Source organism: Asaia sp. W19, assembly GCF_003994335.1.
Classification (GTDB): Bacteria; Pseudomonadota; Alphaproteobacteria; order Acetobacterales; family Acetobacteraceae; genus Asaia.
In genome coordinates, this window is the sequence record NZ_PNQZ01000031.1 from 48713 (window position 1) to 63861 (window position 15149).

Genomic DNA, 15149 nt, shown 5'->3' on the forward strand with positions numbered 1-15149 from the left:
ATCCAGCTTCAGAACCTGAGATTTTTCTCGAAATCATCCAGCCACGCCGAAAAACTCTCGCGCAGGCCAGTGAGATCTTTAACCGACAGGGTCTTCAGTCTCGCATGGAACATCGATAACTGTTCGAGAACCTGGTCGCGTTGCCACCCTACGCATTCCGCGAAGAGTCGTTCGGCACGGGCGATCAATGCGCGATTGACCGCCTGATCACGCGGCGCAAGCTTGAGTTCCTGTAACGACGCGAAGCGGCTTTCCACTTCCTCCTCAGACAGGCCACTCTGACCAGTGAAGATCTCTCGCGCGGTCTCGCCGCTTCTTGTAACGAGAATTTCGACCTCGAGAGCGCCGCTGACGTCATAGGTGAAGCGCGTCTCGATATTGTCGAACGTCGTGCTCCCGGGTGGTAGCGTGATCTGGAGGGTCCCAAGCTCGACATTCATGTCCGGTCGAATGTTTTCGCCCTGTAGAACCCTGAAGAGCAGGGCTTTCTGCCCGTCAACGACCGGATGATAATAGCTCTTATGGGAAACGGGGATGATTGTATTACGCTCGATGATCACGCTCATGATCATTTCACCTGACGTGCCGTCGAGACAGGCAACACCGAGGCTGAACGGACAGACATCGGTCATCATCACGTCTTCCAGCGCGGCGTCGCGCTGAGCCAGGCCGACCTGAACTGCCGCCCCTAACCCGATCAGATGATCGGGGCGGCCATGGGCAAGCGGGAAGCGATGGAAGAGACGCGTTACGAGCCCAAGTACCAAGGGCATACGCGAGGCCCCCCCGACCAGAACGATCTCGTCAATTTCCGCAGCTGAAATGGACGCGTCATTGATCACGCGGGTAATCGGTGCCCGCAACCGCGCGATGAGCCCCGCAGCGGCCTCCTCAAATCGCTCACGCGTAAGCGACCATTCGACTGGGCCGCTCTCTAGGGCGACCTTACTGGTGGCGCAGTCGCTATTCGTCAGGCCCTGCTTGATCGCCTCGGCCGAGCTCAACATCTGCGCATAGTCGTACGGAGAAAGGCGACTTGCCTCGACCTTCTGATCGGCGAGAAAAAGCGATGCGATCAGGTCGCGGAAATCGTTCCCCCCTAAGGAAGAGTCACCTGACGACGCCCGTATCTCCATGACGCCTTCAAACTTGTTGAGAAGCGAGACGTCGAACGTCCCTCCCCCCAGATCAAGAACGAGAAAATGTCCCTCTCGGCGGCTCTCGAGGCCATAGGCCAGGGCAGCCGCTGTCGGCTCATTGACCAGGCGCAATGCCTCCAGCCCTGCCAAGCGCGCCGCCGCGAGAGTCGCACGTCTCTGCGGCTCCGCGAAATACGCAGGAACGGAGATGATCGCCTGCCCTACTGGCACCCCGAGCAGCGCCTCGGCATCCTGCTTCAGGCTCTTGAGGACAAGTGCCGAGAGTTCCTCTGGACGAAACTCCCGCTTGGCGATCGTGACCGTCGTGTTTGTGCCCATCAACCGTTTGAACCCAGCAGTGCTACGGTCAGGATGGGTAATGAGACGGTCGATTGCCGGCTTGCCAATCAGTATCGTGCCGTCTTCTGCAATGCTGACTGCGGAGGGCGTCAGGGTGTCGCCTAAAGCGTTCGGTATCAGCTTGGGTATGCCATCCTCGAGATAGGCAGCGACCGAGTTGCTGGTCCCCAGATCAATTCCAATACACGTCACGTCGGCACTTCTTCTCGGTCCTCGTCTGTCGCATGAGCGCGACACGTCTTTGACCGAAGATGCTACGAGCGATGTATCAAGAAAAGAGGATGAGAATTGACTATTTCTCGATCACGCGAGGCCCGGCGTTGGTAATAAGACGGTCACGGCGTTGTGGAAAACCGCTCCATGCGCGTCGATAGGGTGATCTGGACAGCGAAACACGCCAAAGAGCAGGACGATCCGCCGCGGGGACTTATCCCCTGCTCTTAGGCCACTATCATGCATGCTTCTACGTGACGGATCTAGGAAGTGAAATTCTGCGCCGCCTTTCGCGGGTGGGTCGGAGCTCGGGTGAGTCACGCCGCCATTGAAATTTCATTCTGGCGGAACCGTCATGGAAAGGCGTACTCGTGCCTAGGATCCGCGCGGGATGAGCAGAGAGTAAAGGCTCTCCCCCAATGGTCCATGATGATGGGACCGAGGAGGCGTAATTGGCGAGCAGCGTAGGCGCTAGAAATGTTCTCCTCAACAGTCAGTCACGGTCTCTGCTTTCGTAATGGGCACCACACGAGCGCGAACATACCCTATGTCACAAAGCCTAATGCGTCTCGACGACGCATCAGATTCTGCAACGGTGATATGTGCGGTGGCCAGGACCTCTAATCCTGTCAAGAGAACTCCAAGTCGACACCGGAGGATGCGTCCTCGGTTCCGGAAGGAGAGAAGGACTTCAAAAATTCGTTCAAAGAACCGATCCTGCTATCGAGATCGAGACAGGTCTCATTAACCCCGGCAGTCATGAACATATTGTCTCCAGCAATTTCTTCGATCGATTTGATATTCCTATTAATCTCACCAATATTGGAAGCCTGCTGCTGGGTCGTGTCACGTATATCGCGGATGAGCTCGTCGACGCTTGTGACCTGTCGTACAATTCGTTCCAAACCATGCTCCACATTCTCGGCAAGACGCACCCCAATCGTCATTCTCTCTCGCGATTCAGCGACAAGCGTGGCAATTACCTGTGCGGCTTCGGCTGACCTGTGTGCCAGCGCTCTGATCTCATCAGCGACGACCCCGAAACCTTTACCTTCCTGACCGGCATGCGCGGCCTCGACCGCTGCATTGAATGACAATAGCCGTGTTTGAAGGCTGATATCCTCAATCAGACCGAGACTCTCGACCATATCACGGTAACGCGTTGCTATCTCCGTGATTGCCTTGACCGTCTCACCCACCACAATACGGAAGGCGGCGGCATTCTCGTTGACATCGGAAACAAGGTGCCGAGCAGCATCGACATTCTCTGCGGTCGCCTGAACGGCATCGTTCATTTCACGCATACTCGAAGCGGTCACAGTCAGATCCTCTGTCTGCCTGTGGGTGCGCCCCGAAAGCGCCAGACTTCCCTCCCTGATCGACGCCGAGACCTGATGGACTGTCTTCACGCTCGACGAAATGGTTGTGATCACTCTACGGAGGTCGTTTGCGGTCTGCTTGGAGTAACGCGCAGACTCTTCACTTTGCCGGCTTATCGCTCGGACGAGGGAGAGCGTTGACCCCACACCGAGGTAACGTCCTTCCCGAACGACGATAAAACCCTGATAGAGATCGTTTACATCGGCGTTTAACAAAAACTGCGTATAATCGCTTATTGCGACATCGTGCTCGACAATCTTTGGTTCGCTCTGCACGAGCAAGTCCACACGTCTTCGCGTGTATAGGGCGCGGCCAAATCGACCGGACATTACCCCGAAGAAGAACTGTCGATCAATAATCCCGAGCGGCCGCCCATCTTCAGCGACAATGGCGACCATCATCAAATCAGCCTGGCCAGTAAAAAGCGTATTGAGCGTCGCGCCGATGTCATTTGCTCTTAGAACGGGGACATCCTCCACAATATCCGACATATACAGCGCAGGGATTGCGCGCTCATGGACGCCGCGAGCAGAACTTGATGCGCCGTTCCGAGTATCGAGCATGGTTAACCCCACAATATATGACAAATATATGACAGACGATCTGCACGCGGACTTGAACAAATACCGCTCGCGATCAATCAATTACACGTCCGCCGAGTGATCTGTATCCCTTCACAACGCATTATTCGTTAAATCTTATTTTATCCCCTCACATAAAAAAACCCGGCAATCGCGTTGCATGCGATCACCGGGCCAGAAACTGCATGCAGCGGCGTGCAGATACAGGAATTATTTTTCCAGTTGGAACTGGGCAACCCGATCGCGCAGAACACTTGCAGCCTTATCAAGCGAAGAGATGGCGGCCGTATTCTCCTCTACCATCGCAGCATTTTGCTGTGTGGATCTCGTCATCTCGCCAACTGCAAGATTGATCTCCTGCATTGCTGAGAACTGCCCAGTCGAAGAGTGGGCAATCTCGGCAACGAGTTTGTCGATCTCGGCTACCTGATTGAGGATGACGCCCAATGCGCCTCCCGCCTCGCGCACGAGCCGGACACCATCGGAGACGAAATCGCTCGAGCTTGATACCATCTCTTTTACCCGACGCGCGCCTTCCGTGGAACGCTGCGCAAGGGTCCGCACCTCTGTTGCGACCACGGCGAATCCGCGCCCCGCGTCTCCTGCGCGCGCTGCCTCGATGCCCGCGTTCAGGGCAAGCAGATTGGTCTGGAAAGCAATTTCATCGATCAGCCCAATCACCTGACTAATCTGGGCGAAGCTGCTCTCGATCTGGCTCATGGCATTGACGGCATTATGGACCATCGAGCCCGACTTTTCGGCTCCTAGGCGGGTGTCATCCGTTACGGTTGCTGCCTTCTTGGCACTATCGGCGGCATCTTTAAGCATACTGACAACACGTTCGATGGCCGCCGACGACTGCTCAATGCTCGCCGCCTGCTGCTCCGTGCGGCGCGACATGTCGTTCGAGGCGACAGAAATTTCTCCGGTGCCGGAGCCGATCGCCATAACGCTCTGCTGGATAACCGAGAATGTCTGGTTGAGCCGCTCGAATGCATCGTTGAAATCGGTCTTCATCACCTGAAGGCGCTGCGGCAACGGCACGTCTATACGATAAACTAGATTGCCCTCGGCGGCAGCTGCCAAGCCGTTGCGTATGGCTTCGACCGCACGGGATTCTTCTTCCAATTCCTTGGCAACGCGCGCGGCATTCTCGGCCCGCTCTTTCGCCACGGCCTCTCGCTCGACCGCTTGCTCGGCAGCTTGAGCCTTGGCCTGCTGCAACCCGGCCTGGATCGTGCTGAGAGCCTTGGCCATGTCACCCACTTCGTCCCCTCGCTCGAGGCAGGGGATATTGTCGTCCAAACGCCCCTCAGCAATCCCAAGCATGCGATCACGGACCCTCAGGAGCGGCGCAACGATTGTTCTCTGGCTCATAAGGAGGGTTATGACGAGAATGATGATCTGAACAAGGACGAGACCGATGACACAATTGCGTACGGAAACACTCGTCTCCTGCGCGAGACGGTTCGAGGCGATCTCAACCTGAGTGATACGGCGGCCGGTAATGGCACCGATGTCGATTGCAAGATGAACACCATCCTGATCAGATGCCTGTGCGATCAGGCGCATCTTCGCCACATCCCCTTTGTTCAGTGCGGCAAGAAGACTGTTGAGTTGCTGTTCGAAGGTGCCGTAGCGTGACAAGAGCGGATCGAGCGTCGGGATAAGACGCGGATCGACTCGCACCGCTTCAGCGAAGATCTCTCGCGTCCCTTTCATGTCCTTCTGGAAGCGTGTGACGACATCACCGATGAAGGGGCTGCCAGCCTGGTCAATGAGCAAGTGAGAAGCATACAATAATGCGTTCAGCTTATCACTGATACGCGCAAGCATAATGGTGCCGCGGTCATCAGAATTAATGAAGGATCGATATCGCGAGCCAGATTGTAACTGGTTACTCACCAGAAACCCGGCACCGATGAACGTCACAAGCGTCAATGTTATTGCAACCAGCGCAATCTTGGTTTTGAAGAGAAGGACATTGAACATGGGGAGGTTGAGCCTTTTCTCAGCGTACCCCCCATTCGTCCTCCATAATTATTAAAAAATCGTCTCACCGATGAGCGATATTCCGCTATCGAAACACCGTCTCAACATCAGATCCTGGAAAACGCTTTTGCCGCCCTATAAGACGAGGAACAGCCCTGCTGTAAAATGGTATGAGCGCTTAGCCGGAGGTTATATCTTGCTTCTCAAAGTTGCTTGGTAAGCCCGGTCTCAGCGCCATCTTCAGAAAACCGAACAACGTTGCGCCCGAAAAAGAAAGCACGGCTGAAATCTCGCAGATGGCCGTTAGTTTTTCCAAGGATCCATTGAATTGATCGAAATCCGCGAGCCATTCTCCGATACCGGACAATATCGCCACGCATAATGTCTCTGCGATCCCCAAGCCTGCGCACAGGACCAATAATTTCGTTAGCATGCGATACTCTCAATCATCTATTTCTAGCGAGAGCTTCGATTCGTAGGGGCCAATCGTTAAAAGAACATAGCCACGCGCGTTGGAAAGCCTTGGTGGGATCCATACTTCTGTATCGATTCGGCAGAAATATCGCGGGGCTTTAAGCGAGAAGAACCCTTAAAAAAAAACTCGTGGGTCAGATATGGCGAGTGTGTCAGTTAGGCCAGCGTCGAGATGGAGCCTTGCCGGCTCCATTTTCCTAGCCTGGCTTTCGACATTGACGCGCCGGGGCATTTCACCGCGTCACCGCTTTCGATCTCGGTTTTCCGGACTATCCATTCAGAAAGCTGAGCTGTAGAGCATCGAGGTGACAGATCAGAATGGCAGCACACCGTTCATGATCTGCTGTCCCCAACGAGCGCTTTGTACAGTGGTCAACTGCCCACGACCGCCATAGGATATCCTCGCCTCCGCAATGCGGTCGTGGGTAACGATATTGTCCTCGGTGATGTCCTGGGGTCGCACAACCCCGCTGACCATCAGTTGACGCAACTCGCCATTGATACGTACTTCCTGCCTCGCAACGACAACAAAATTGCCGTTTGGCAGAACCTGCGTCACCGTCCCAGCGAGAGCGAGAGTGACCGTTTCGTTGCGGCGAATGACACCGGCCCCGGTATTCGCGCTTGCACTACTGGTATCGAGCGCGCTGCTGCTGGATAGTACCTTACCCTGTGCACCGAAAAAGCTCGGGATACCAAATGTTTGCGAACCGCTCCCGGCAACAGTCGTATTATCATTCAGAGCTGCATTGTCAGAAATATTGACATTGATCGTGATCAGGTCCCCTACCTGAGAGGCGCGCTGATCTTTAAAAAAAGCGCGACTGCCGGAACGCCACAAACTGCCCACTTCTGTCGGCGGGGGCTGAAGAGGCGGCATGGGCATGGTCACCGGACGATAATCCGGAGACTGGGTCGGATCCGAGGTGTGCGTCATTCTAGGCGGATGCCCCAATTCTGTCAGATCAGCCAACGACGTGCAGCCGCTCAGCAGAAGCAGAGCAATTAACGAGCCACCTGAGAGCACAAGTTTCATCGTATCGGGGCCTATTTATCGCCAATAATCTGTCAAGGCGCGGGATTGCGCAGGGACGCCGAAAGCCGACGCATCGTATTGGGGTCAGAAGGCACGGGATGGCTCGTCAATTCGACCTCAACGTTCGAACTATCCATGACCCGTCCGCTTACAATCATGCCGCTTGCCTCGTTAAGTGCCCGTACCTGCTGACGGGCTGCGGCATCTTCCAAAACCCGTCCCGCAATCGATAGCCTCAACCCTGGCGCGACATAGGATATCAGAACCGGGTCTCCCTTGTGCATAAGAACGGTCCGTTGGAGATCTTGAGCGATGACCGCGGCGCCAGCTACGACACCGCGGCTGACCGTCTGCCCCTCGGCTTCACTTTCATCGGTTACGGCACGAGACGGAATATGCCCGGCATAGGACTCGTCCATCCTGACATCAGCCGAGGTAATCACGCTTCCAGCTGGAAGGGAGTGAGTGAAGACCATCACGCGTTGAGTGGCATGTACAACGCCAGTCAGCATGAACGAGTCTGACGTCAAATCCCCTGAAGGATGCGCCCTATAGACAGTGGAAGAAAACCAGCCGCTTCGCTGATCCCACTTGACGTCAGAAAGCACGACCGGCTCGGCCTCGTCTGACGATACCATCATCGGATGGAAATCATGAAGTGCGATGGAAACAGGGCCTTCGCCGAGATCTGGCAAGTTTTTCCGTATCAACGCGATGAAATAGGCTTCATCCAGAATTCTGCCTGCGCGGGTAATGGTCATTGAGGCGGAAGATGATTGATCCTCCCAATCAACGCCGTACTGATCGGCCAAGGCAATCAATTGCTGACCTCCGACCTGAATACTCGTTCCAGGAGCGGGACCCGGCCCGAGTACGCGATCCTGCCCCGGCTCTAGGCCGGAAAATATGTCGGAGAGGCGGACTGTGGATGCGGAAATCATTGACGAACTGCGCAGCGTCGCAGCATCGCCAGGCCCGGTTACGCAGACCAGCATCAGTCCCGCCATCAGAGCGATCGTGAGCCCCCGCATTTCCATGTCACCGCAGATTGGTCAGGGTTTGTAGCATCTCGTTCGAAGCGGTAATGACCTTACTATTCATTTCATAAGCGCGTTGCGCAGTGATCAAGGCAGTAATCTCGGTGACGACGTTGACCGAGGATTCTTCAACGAACCCCTGACGGACCGAGCCGTAGCCCTCGCTTTGCGGCGTGCTTAAATTGGCGGTCCCGGACGAGGTCGTCTCCGTGAAAAGGTTTTGACCCATCGCAGTCAGGCCATTTTCATTCTGGAACGTTGCAAGCTGTAATTGTCCGGCCACCTGCGCGGTCGTTTGACCCGATAATGTGTACTGCACCTGCCCTGACTGATCGATTGTGATGTTTTCGGCGTTATTCGGAACAGATATATTGGGAGAGAGCGGGTATCCGTCAGCCGTGACGATCGTGCCGTCTTCCGAAAGGGAAAATGTTCCGTCCCTAGTATAGGCATATTCACCCGATGGCAGCGTGACACGGAAATAGCCACGCCCCTCGATCGCAAGATCGAGCGAATTACCCGTTTGTTCCAGCGTGCCCTGCTCGTTGATACGATAGATACCTGCGGTTCTGACACCCAGACCCACCTGAGCCCCCGCAGGAACGAGGTCGCCCGTATCAGAGCTCATCGTACCGGCGCGACGCAGGTCTTGATAAATGAGATCCTGAAATTCCGCACGACGGCGCTTGTAACCAGTCGTCGTCATATTCGCGATATTGTTCGAAATTGTCTCCACGTTCGTCGTCTGGGCCTGCATGCCCGTATTCGCGATATCAAGCGATCTCATCATTTAAAGACAATCTCCCGCAGAGCAGTCTCGGCACCGCTCTCAGCATCACTATAATGTTTGTGCTCGCAGAGGGGCCGCTTTCCAGAGGACTACTCCGCGCTAATATCAGGCGAACGGTAAATTTTCAGGTAAGCAAAATTGATCCCTCGCCAACCGCAACGGCGGTCATCACGAGCTGGTTACAGCCTACAACGCTTTGTTGCACAATACGAGGGTCGAGGAATGAAACTTTCCAGAAAATCCGAAATCGGTCCCATCCGCGTCTTTTAGGACACGCCCGTACCGTCACCGAGCCTACTCTACGGAAGACCGCCCCTGCACGATCAAGCGTTCAAGATCTGCGGCGACGTTCAGAACAGGCTGCGTCCAATCGAGCGGATTAGTCTGCTGATAAATGCACACCGACTCATACCATGGCGAATCTTTCCTCCCGGAAAGCCACCGCCAACACTGATCGTACCGGGACAAAAGCCATGTGGGCTTACCAAGGCCCGCAGCAACATGGGCGGTAGAAGTGTCCACTGCGATCACCAGATCAAGAGTGCTGATGAGCGCGGCGGTATCGTCAAAACTCGCTATACGCGCCGTGTGATCAACGACGCGCATTCCCTCCGCTGGCGAAAGGGCCTGACCGGCACGCTCCCCTAATTGCAAGCTGTAAAATACGAGAGAACTGTGGTGCCGTGCCACCTCTCCCAATGGAGCCAACTGACCCAGATCCATTGAGCGTCGATGGTCCGCCAGAAAAGCGGCCTGAATTTCAGGGTGCGGAGCGCCTGCCCAGACCAGTCCGACGCGGAAAGCATCGCTCTTGGCGCCGTCCGTGTCTGCAGCGATCAAATCGCGCCACCACGAAATCTTGAGAGGGTCAGCAAACAGATATCTGCCCGCATCAGGAATTGCAGGTAGCGTGATCCCCAACGCGTGCGGGAGGCTCAATACGGGACATTCCAGATCGTACTCAGGAAGCGGATCGGCCTCCGAGGTCACGAGCACACCGGATAAGCTGCGTCTCAGGAGGGAGACGAGCTCTGGCCGCACCCGCAAAATGACCCGCCCAACGCGACGAGCTGCTATCGGCGCCAGTCGCGAGAACTGCAATACGTCCCCGAAACCTCCCTCCGTGAAGACGAGAAGGGTCTGATCCTGGGCTTCCTGGCCCGCCCAACGCGGCTTATCCGTTGGCTGACTGTTGGCACGTATAGCCGTCCAGCGATGCTCGTATTCCGCGAAACCCTCGAGATAGTCCCCGCTTTGAAGGAGGGACACCGCGCGGTTCGTCCGGCTGTAGACATTCTGACCATCGATCTGAACGGCAGCATCATGAAATCCTCGCGCCAGCGCGTGGTCCCCTCGATGATCCAGAGCGACACCCATATTACTCAGGGCGAGAGCGTGCGAAGGATCGAGCCTAAGCGCGTTGCGATAGCACGCTATCGCATTCTCGTATTGACTCAGATGCAGAAAACTATTGCCGATATTTGACCAGGCATCAGGCAAGTTTGGATCCAGCGTGACTGCACGCCCCAGCAATGCGAGGGCGTCGGTAAACCGATTTTGCAGATTGAGCAGTCCGCCGTAATTGCTCAGCGTGCGCGCATTATCGGGAGAGCTCTGAAGCCGCGCCTGATAGGCTGCCGCGGCCGCTTCGTAGCTGCCAGCAAGTTGGAGCGCCTCTGCGCTACCCTGCGGATGCGTCATCACAAATAATCCGCGAGCGTCATGCCCTTCATGTTGGAAATCAGGATGTATGAAGCATTCAGTGCTGTCTTGATATTCGCGGCATTAGTCGCGACCGTGGCCATGTCAGCATTCCGTGCGTCCCCCAGCTGCGTCTGTAGCATGGAGGACACCCCCGTCAGAAGGGTCGACTGCGCTGTAAGGCTGTTTTGCGTGGCGCCGACCGCCCCCTCCTGCTCCGTTAATTGGCTGATGGTCGTACCGAGGGACGCATAGAGTTGTTTTGCAAGATCCGAAAAGCCAGGTGTGTTGGACGACATTCCACTCATGGAGGAAACTGCCATCAAGTCGCGCATCAGATCCCTGATGGGGGAACCGGTGGAGTTGTCCGAGCTTGACGAAGTCGTTGAGGACTGCGTCGCCACGATGCCGAAACTCGTTGTCCCATTGGTTCCACTCATAATCGCCCGCTGATTGGACACTGCCTGCGAAGGCGATACGGAAAGGGACGCCGAGAATACCGTGAGCGCTTGGTCAGTAGACCCGGCAAGTGTGGTCGCCTGGGAGAAGACCGCACTGGCATTTGTCCCGTTGAGCGACTGGACGCTTGCGGCAATTTGTTCCGCCAAACTGCTGGATGAAAGCGTGCCACTCCCTTTGATAGGTGCCGTGTTGCTATCTGTCCCGGCAAACACGTAATTCGCACCGTCGCTGGTGTTGAGGACAGTTTTCAGACTCGCGAGCGCACTCGTCGCGGAGGAAGACGCTGCGGCAACCTGACTCGTCGTCGCGGTCCCTGAAATCCCGAGCAGATTGGTCGAAAGCGTCTGAGCAAGGGAAACGAGCTGATTCAGGCCCGTCGCAGTCACAGAGAGCGTGCTCTGCGCGTTTGTGATATTCGACTGCCAGGCTTCGACCTGGGTAACCTTGGGAGTAAGGCTAAGCACCGTCGATCGTGACGACCCGAGATCAGCATAAGTGGCCCCGGTGATTCCGGTGCTACTTTGCCACGTAGCCACCTCCTGCTGCGCGTTGAGATCCTTGACGCTCGCTTCGAGGATCAGGGAGAGAGCCGACCCTCCGAACTGGCCTATCGAACTGCTCATGAGAGTTCCCCGAAACGCTTACTGGATTGCGGACAAGAGTGCGTTGAACATGGTTTGGACGGTGGAAATTATCTTCGCATTGGCCGTGTAGGCATTCTGAAGAGCGACCGTCTTCGCCATCTCATCATTCACATTGACGCCGGAAACGTCAGCAACCTTGGTCTGCAGCAGGGTGACCACCGCGGTGCTCGAGGTGACGCCGGAACTCGCTGCCGCGATCGTTGCCCCCTGATTGGAAGTCAGGGCGGCAGAGAGGGCCAGAAGTCCCTGGTTACCGGTATAGCCGGTCGAGAGAGACCCGGCAGGACCAAGATTAGTAGATGGTGCTGCAAGCGTACCGTTCACGTCTGAGGGGTCTGAACCAAATCCTACTGTCAGCACGTTGCTGACAGTTGTGGTGACGCCAGTGCTTGTGGTCCCGTCACTGTTGGTCGTAGTCGTGAGCTGGGACGGATCGTTGCTGTAGACGCTGTTAACACTCAGCGAAGAGGACAGCCCGACAATCCCCTGCGGAACAGGCTTGGTCAGATCACTGCCTTGAAGTGAGCTGGAGGCACCCGCATCGGAACTCGTAACGAATAACGGGAGCCCTGCGCTGCTGAACCGGTTCATCACCGTGTATGAGAATGAGTCCAGCTGAGCCTGCATCTGAGGGTAGACAGTATCGCGCAAGGCAATATTGCCCCCGATACTACCCCCCGTGAGGCTGGACGTGATATCCTGACCGGAAAGCGTGATCCCCGGTATAGAGGAATTGCTGTTCTGAGCGCTGTAGTAAGAACTGCTCGAAAGGGTCGCGCTCGATGTCGAAAGCGGCCACGTAGAGCTGGGCAATGTCTGTGTCGCATCGTCTTGCCCAATCTGGTCCGGCCTTGTCGGCAATTGTGTGCCGTCCGCCGTACGCACGATCATATCGCCATTGGCCTTGGTCGAAAACGAGACGCTCAGTTCTGAGGACAGGTCTGACATCACGCCGAGACGTTGATTTTCGAGATCTGCCGTATTCTGACCCAGACTTTTGAACTTGATGATCTGTTGAGACAGCGCCCCGATCTGGGTGAGGCCAGAGTTGATCGAGGAAACGTCCGACACAACCCCATCTGCTGCCGCTTGACGCTGTGATGCATAGGTCGAAGCGAGGGTCTGAACCGTCGTTGTCAACGCTGATGCCTTATTGATGACAGCAGTCTGGGAGGCGCTCTGTGTCGGCGTCGAGGTCAACGAAATGAGCGCGCTCTGCAAATTTCCGAGCTGATCTGAAAGCGAAGACGTACTCCCTGAATCCGCCGATGTCGAGCCTTGTATGGATGAGACAGAGGCAAGCGAATTACTCATCACCGTGTAGGATGATGCCTGAGCATTCTGCTGGTAAAGTGACGCCTGCAAGGCCTGATTGATTGCGAGTTGCGTGTTGCCGATCCGCACCCCGGTTCCGAAGCCCGCAGCCACGGAGGAGAGTGTCGCGGCTGTTTCGCGCACATATCCAGTTGTGTTCGCATTCGCCACGTTATTGGCGGTCACTGCGTACTGTGCCTCAATGACACTGAGACTACCCGTAGCAATAGAGAGGGATGCCAGGAGGTTCATAGGAGTCCAGTCAGCAGAGGAAGGCGGAAATCATCCAGGATGGACCAGGATAAAAAGGCCTATCTTCACGGGGTTTGTAACTTATAACGCAGTTCGTAAGGACAAATGGTTTCAGAAAGGTTTCCAGACGATCTTCGAGCAGGGGGCGCCTCGCCATGTTATGGCCAGGCGCCTTATACAGGCCCTAAGCTGCGATGGCCGGCGCCTTACCAGGAACAGCCTCGCTGAGGGTGAACTCCGCCACAAGCCCCTTCAGGCGACCCGCTTCAACGCCGAGGCTATTTGCCGCCGCAGTTGCCTCCTCAACCATCGCCGCGTTTTGTTGAGTGACGCGATCAAGTTGTCCGACCGCCTGGTTCACCTGCCCGAGGCCCTCAGCCTGGTCCTCTGACCCGACAGCGATCTCTGAGAGAAGACCGTCAATTCCGGATATACGCTCGACAATCCCGCCCAAAGCGGAACCTGCATCGACAATGAGACCCGCGCCACGATCCACGTGGGCCGTGCTTTCGGAGATGAGGACACGTATCTCCTGAGAGGCCTTTGCGGATCGCTCGGCGAGCGCACGAACTTCGGTAGCCACGACGGAAAAACCTCGCCCGGCTTCACCCGCACGCGCCGCCTCGACCGCCGCATTCAGCGCCAGCAGATTGGTCTGAAATGCAATCTGCTCGATCATTCCTGTGATCTGCGATATCGACTTCGATGCCTCGCGCATTCGTTCCATCGCGACAACCGCATCATCGACGATTTTGCTCGCCGCCAAGGCCTCTCCCCTTGCCGATGATGCTGACGCAGCAGCAGCTTTGGCACTATCGGCCCCCTGCGACACGCGCGCTGTAATCTGGTTCAACGTAACCGCAGTGCGCTCGAGATTCCCTGCCTGGATTTCCGTTCTCTGTGCGAGATCATTTGATGCGACAACGATCTCATTCGCGCCGTTCGCAACGGTCCCCACCGAGGCAGCAACGCCCCCGAGAGTTATATCTAACTTGGCGATCGCCCTGTTGAAATCCTCCCGCAGCTTCTCGTATGTGGGATCGATCTCGCCATTGAGGCGAAAACTCAGGATATTATCCGCCAGACGCGCCAATCCCTTGCCGACATCGTCGATCGCCCGAACGCGTCCCGTGATGACGGCCGCAACCTTGACGACTTTGTAAACCTTACCGGACACATCTCTGACCGGATTGTAGCTTGCCTGAAGCAACACTTCAGATCCACTCTTCGAAATCCGGACACATTCCTGAGTGCAAAAAACGCCCTGGGCTAGCCCACGCCAAAATGAGGCGTAGTCAGCGCTTGCAGAGTAAGCGGCATCGACAAAAAGCCTGTGATGCCGCCCCATAATTTCATCGAGACGATACCCCATCGCTTCGCAAAAATTCTCATTTGCATTCAAAATAATGCCGTTGATATCAAATTCGATGAATGCCAGCGCACGGTCAAGCGCATTGAGCTTGGCTTTGGCATCCGCCCAGCCACCAGGCCACGACTTGAGCATCGATTCTTACTCCGGAGATAGGCTGTCAAAAATTGAGGGAGGGCTGGTCAATGCGGACCCTAAGCCACATAGGTGAAGATCAGTTTAATAGCGCCGACTTTGACGCGACTCCCAGATGAACCGGCCTTCTACCGGTCAACTCATATGTTCGTGCAAATGGTTAACGAAAGGTTTATTGTCCTCATTTGGCGCATTTCGGGGCCAGGACTCGGCAGATTTCCGCCTCTACCGCACTCGGTATGCGCCGTCGCCGGACATCGGGAAAAACAT

Annotated in this window: 10 protein-coding genes; all 10 read right to left on the minus strand. The window is 55.9% G+C overall.

The genetic code is table 11. The features are described 5' to 3' along the window. Positions 1-8 precede the first annotated feature (8 nt). The 10 genes from C0V97_RS07280 to C0V97_RS07325 all read right to left on the minus strand — a co-directional run bounded on the left by C0V97_RS07280 (position 9) and on the right by C0V97_RS07325 (position 14879). Positions 9-1691, minus strand: a complete 1683-nt coding sequence (locus C0V97_RS07280; RefSeq protein WP_127101971.1) for an Hsp70 family protein — start codon at positions 1689-1691, stop codon at positions 9-11. Positions 1692-2341: 650 nt separating this feature from the next. Then, positions 2342-3655 carry a methyl-accepting chemotaxis protein gene (locus tag C0V97_RS07285; RefSeq protein WP_127101972.1) on the minus strand — a complete coding sequence of 438 codons (1314 nt, stop codon included), beginning with the start codon at positions 3653-3655 and terminating at the stop codon, positions 2342-2344. Between the two features lie 228 nt (positions 3656-3883). After that, positions 3884-5665 (minus strand): methyl-accepting chemotaxis protein, encoded by a 1782-nt coding sequence (locus C0V97_RS07290; protein WP_127101973.1) that lies wholly within the window; start codon positions 5663-5665, stop codon positions 3884-3886. A 787-nt stretch (positions 5666-6452) separates the two neighbouring features. Further along, positions 6453-7175 carry a flagellar basal body L-ring protein FlgH gene (flgH, locus tag C0V97_RS07295; RefSeq protein ID WP_127101974.1) on the minus strand — a complete coding sequence of 241 codons (723 nt, stop codon included), beginning with the start codon at positions 7173-7175 and terminating at the stop codon, positions 6453-6455. Positions 7176-7207: 32 nt separating this feature from the next. After that, entirely contained in the window at positions 7208-8206 is a 999-nt protein-coding gene (flgA, locus tag C0V97_RS07300) for a flagellar basal body P-ring formation chaperone FlgA (RefSeq protein ID WP_233582030.1), read from the minus strand. Between the two features lie 7 nt (positions 8207-8213). After that, on the minus strand, positions 8214-8999 hold the full coding sequence (gene flgG, locus C0V97_RS07305; RefSeq protein WP_023980023.1) for a flagellar basal-body rod protein FlgG: 786 nt from the start codon (positions 8997-8999) through the stop codon (positions 8214-8216). A gap of 297 nt (positions 9000-9296) precedes the next feature. Further along, positions 9297-10703, minus strand: a complete 1407-nt coding sequence (locus C0V97_RS07310) for a tetratricopeptide repeat protein (protein ID WP_127101975.1) — start codon at positions 10701-10703, stop codon at positions 9297-9299. After that, entirely contained in the window at positions 10703-11788 is a 1086-nt protein-coding gene (locus C0V97_RS07315; RefSeq protein ID WP_127101976.1) for a flagellin, read from the minus strand. Before C0V97_RS07315 ends, C0V97_RS07310 begins: the two co-directional genes overlap by 1 nt. An 18-nt stretch (positions 11789-11806) precedes the next feature. Next, the gene (gene flgK, locus C0V97_RS07320) at positions 11807-13375 is read right to left on the minus strand and encodes a flagellar hook-associated protein FlgK (RefSeq protein ID WP_127101977.1); all 1569 of its coding nucleotides are present in this window, start codon (positions 13373-13375) and stop codon (positions 11807-11809) included. Positions 13376-13559: 184 nt separating this feature from the next. Further along, positions 13560-14879, minus strand: coding sequence for a PAS domain-containing methyl-accepting chemotaxis protein (locus C0V97_RS07325; protein WP_127101978.1), 1320 nt, complete (start codon positions 14877-14879; stop codon positions 13560-13562). Positions 14880-15149 lie beyond the last annotated feature (270 nt).

Coding starts and splice junctions, on each gene's coding strand:
- C0V97_RS07285 (WP_127101972.1), bottom strand. CDS start 3,655: ATGCTCGATACTCGGAACGGCGCATCAAGTTCTGCTCGCGGCGTCCAT.
- C0V97_RS07290 (WP_127101973.1), bottom strand. CDS start 5,665: ATGTTCAATGTCCTTCTCTTCAAAACCAAGATTGCGCTGGTTGCAATA.
- flgH (WP_127101974.1), bottom strand. CDS start 7,175: ATGAAACTTGTGCTCTCAGGTGGCTCGTTAATTGCTCTGCTTCTGCTG.
- flgA (WP_233582030.1), bottom strand. CDS start 8,206: ATGCGGGGGCTCACGATCGCTCTGATGGCGGGACTGATGCTGGTCTGC.
- flgG (WP_023980023.1), bottom strand. CDS start 8,999: ATGAGATCGCTTGATATCGCGAATACGGGCATGCAGGCCCAGACGACG.
- C0V97_RS07310 (WP_127101975.1), bottom strand. CDS start 10,703: ATGACGCATCCGCAGGGTAGCGCAGAGGCGCTCCAACTTGCTGGCAGC.
- C0V97_RS07315 (WP_127101976.1), bottom strand. CDS start 11,788: ATGAGCAGTTCGATAGGCCAGTTCGGAGGGTCGGCTCTCTCCCTGATC.
- flgK (WP_127101977.1), bottom strand. CDS start 13,375: ATGAACCTCCTGGCATCCCTCTCTATTGCTACGGGTAGTCTCAGTGTC.
- C0V97_RS07325 (WP_127101978.1), bottom strand. CDS start 14,879: ATGCTCAAGTCGTGGCCTGGTGGCTGGGCGGATGCCAAAGCCAAGCTC.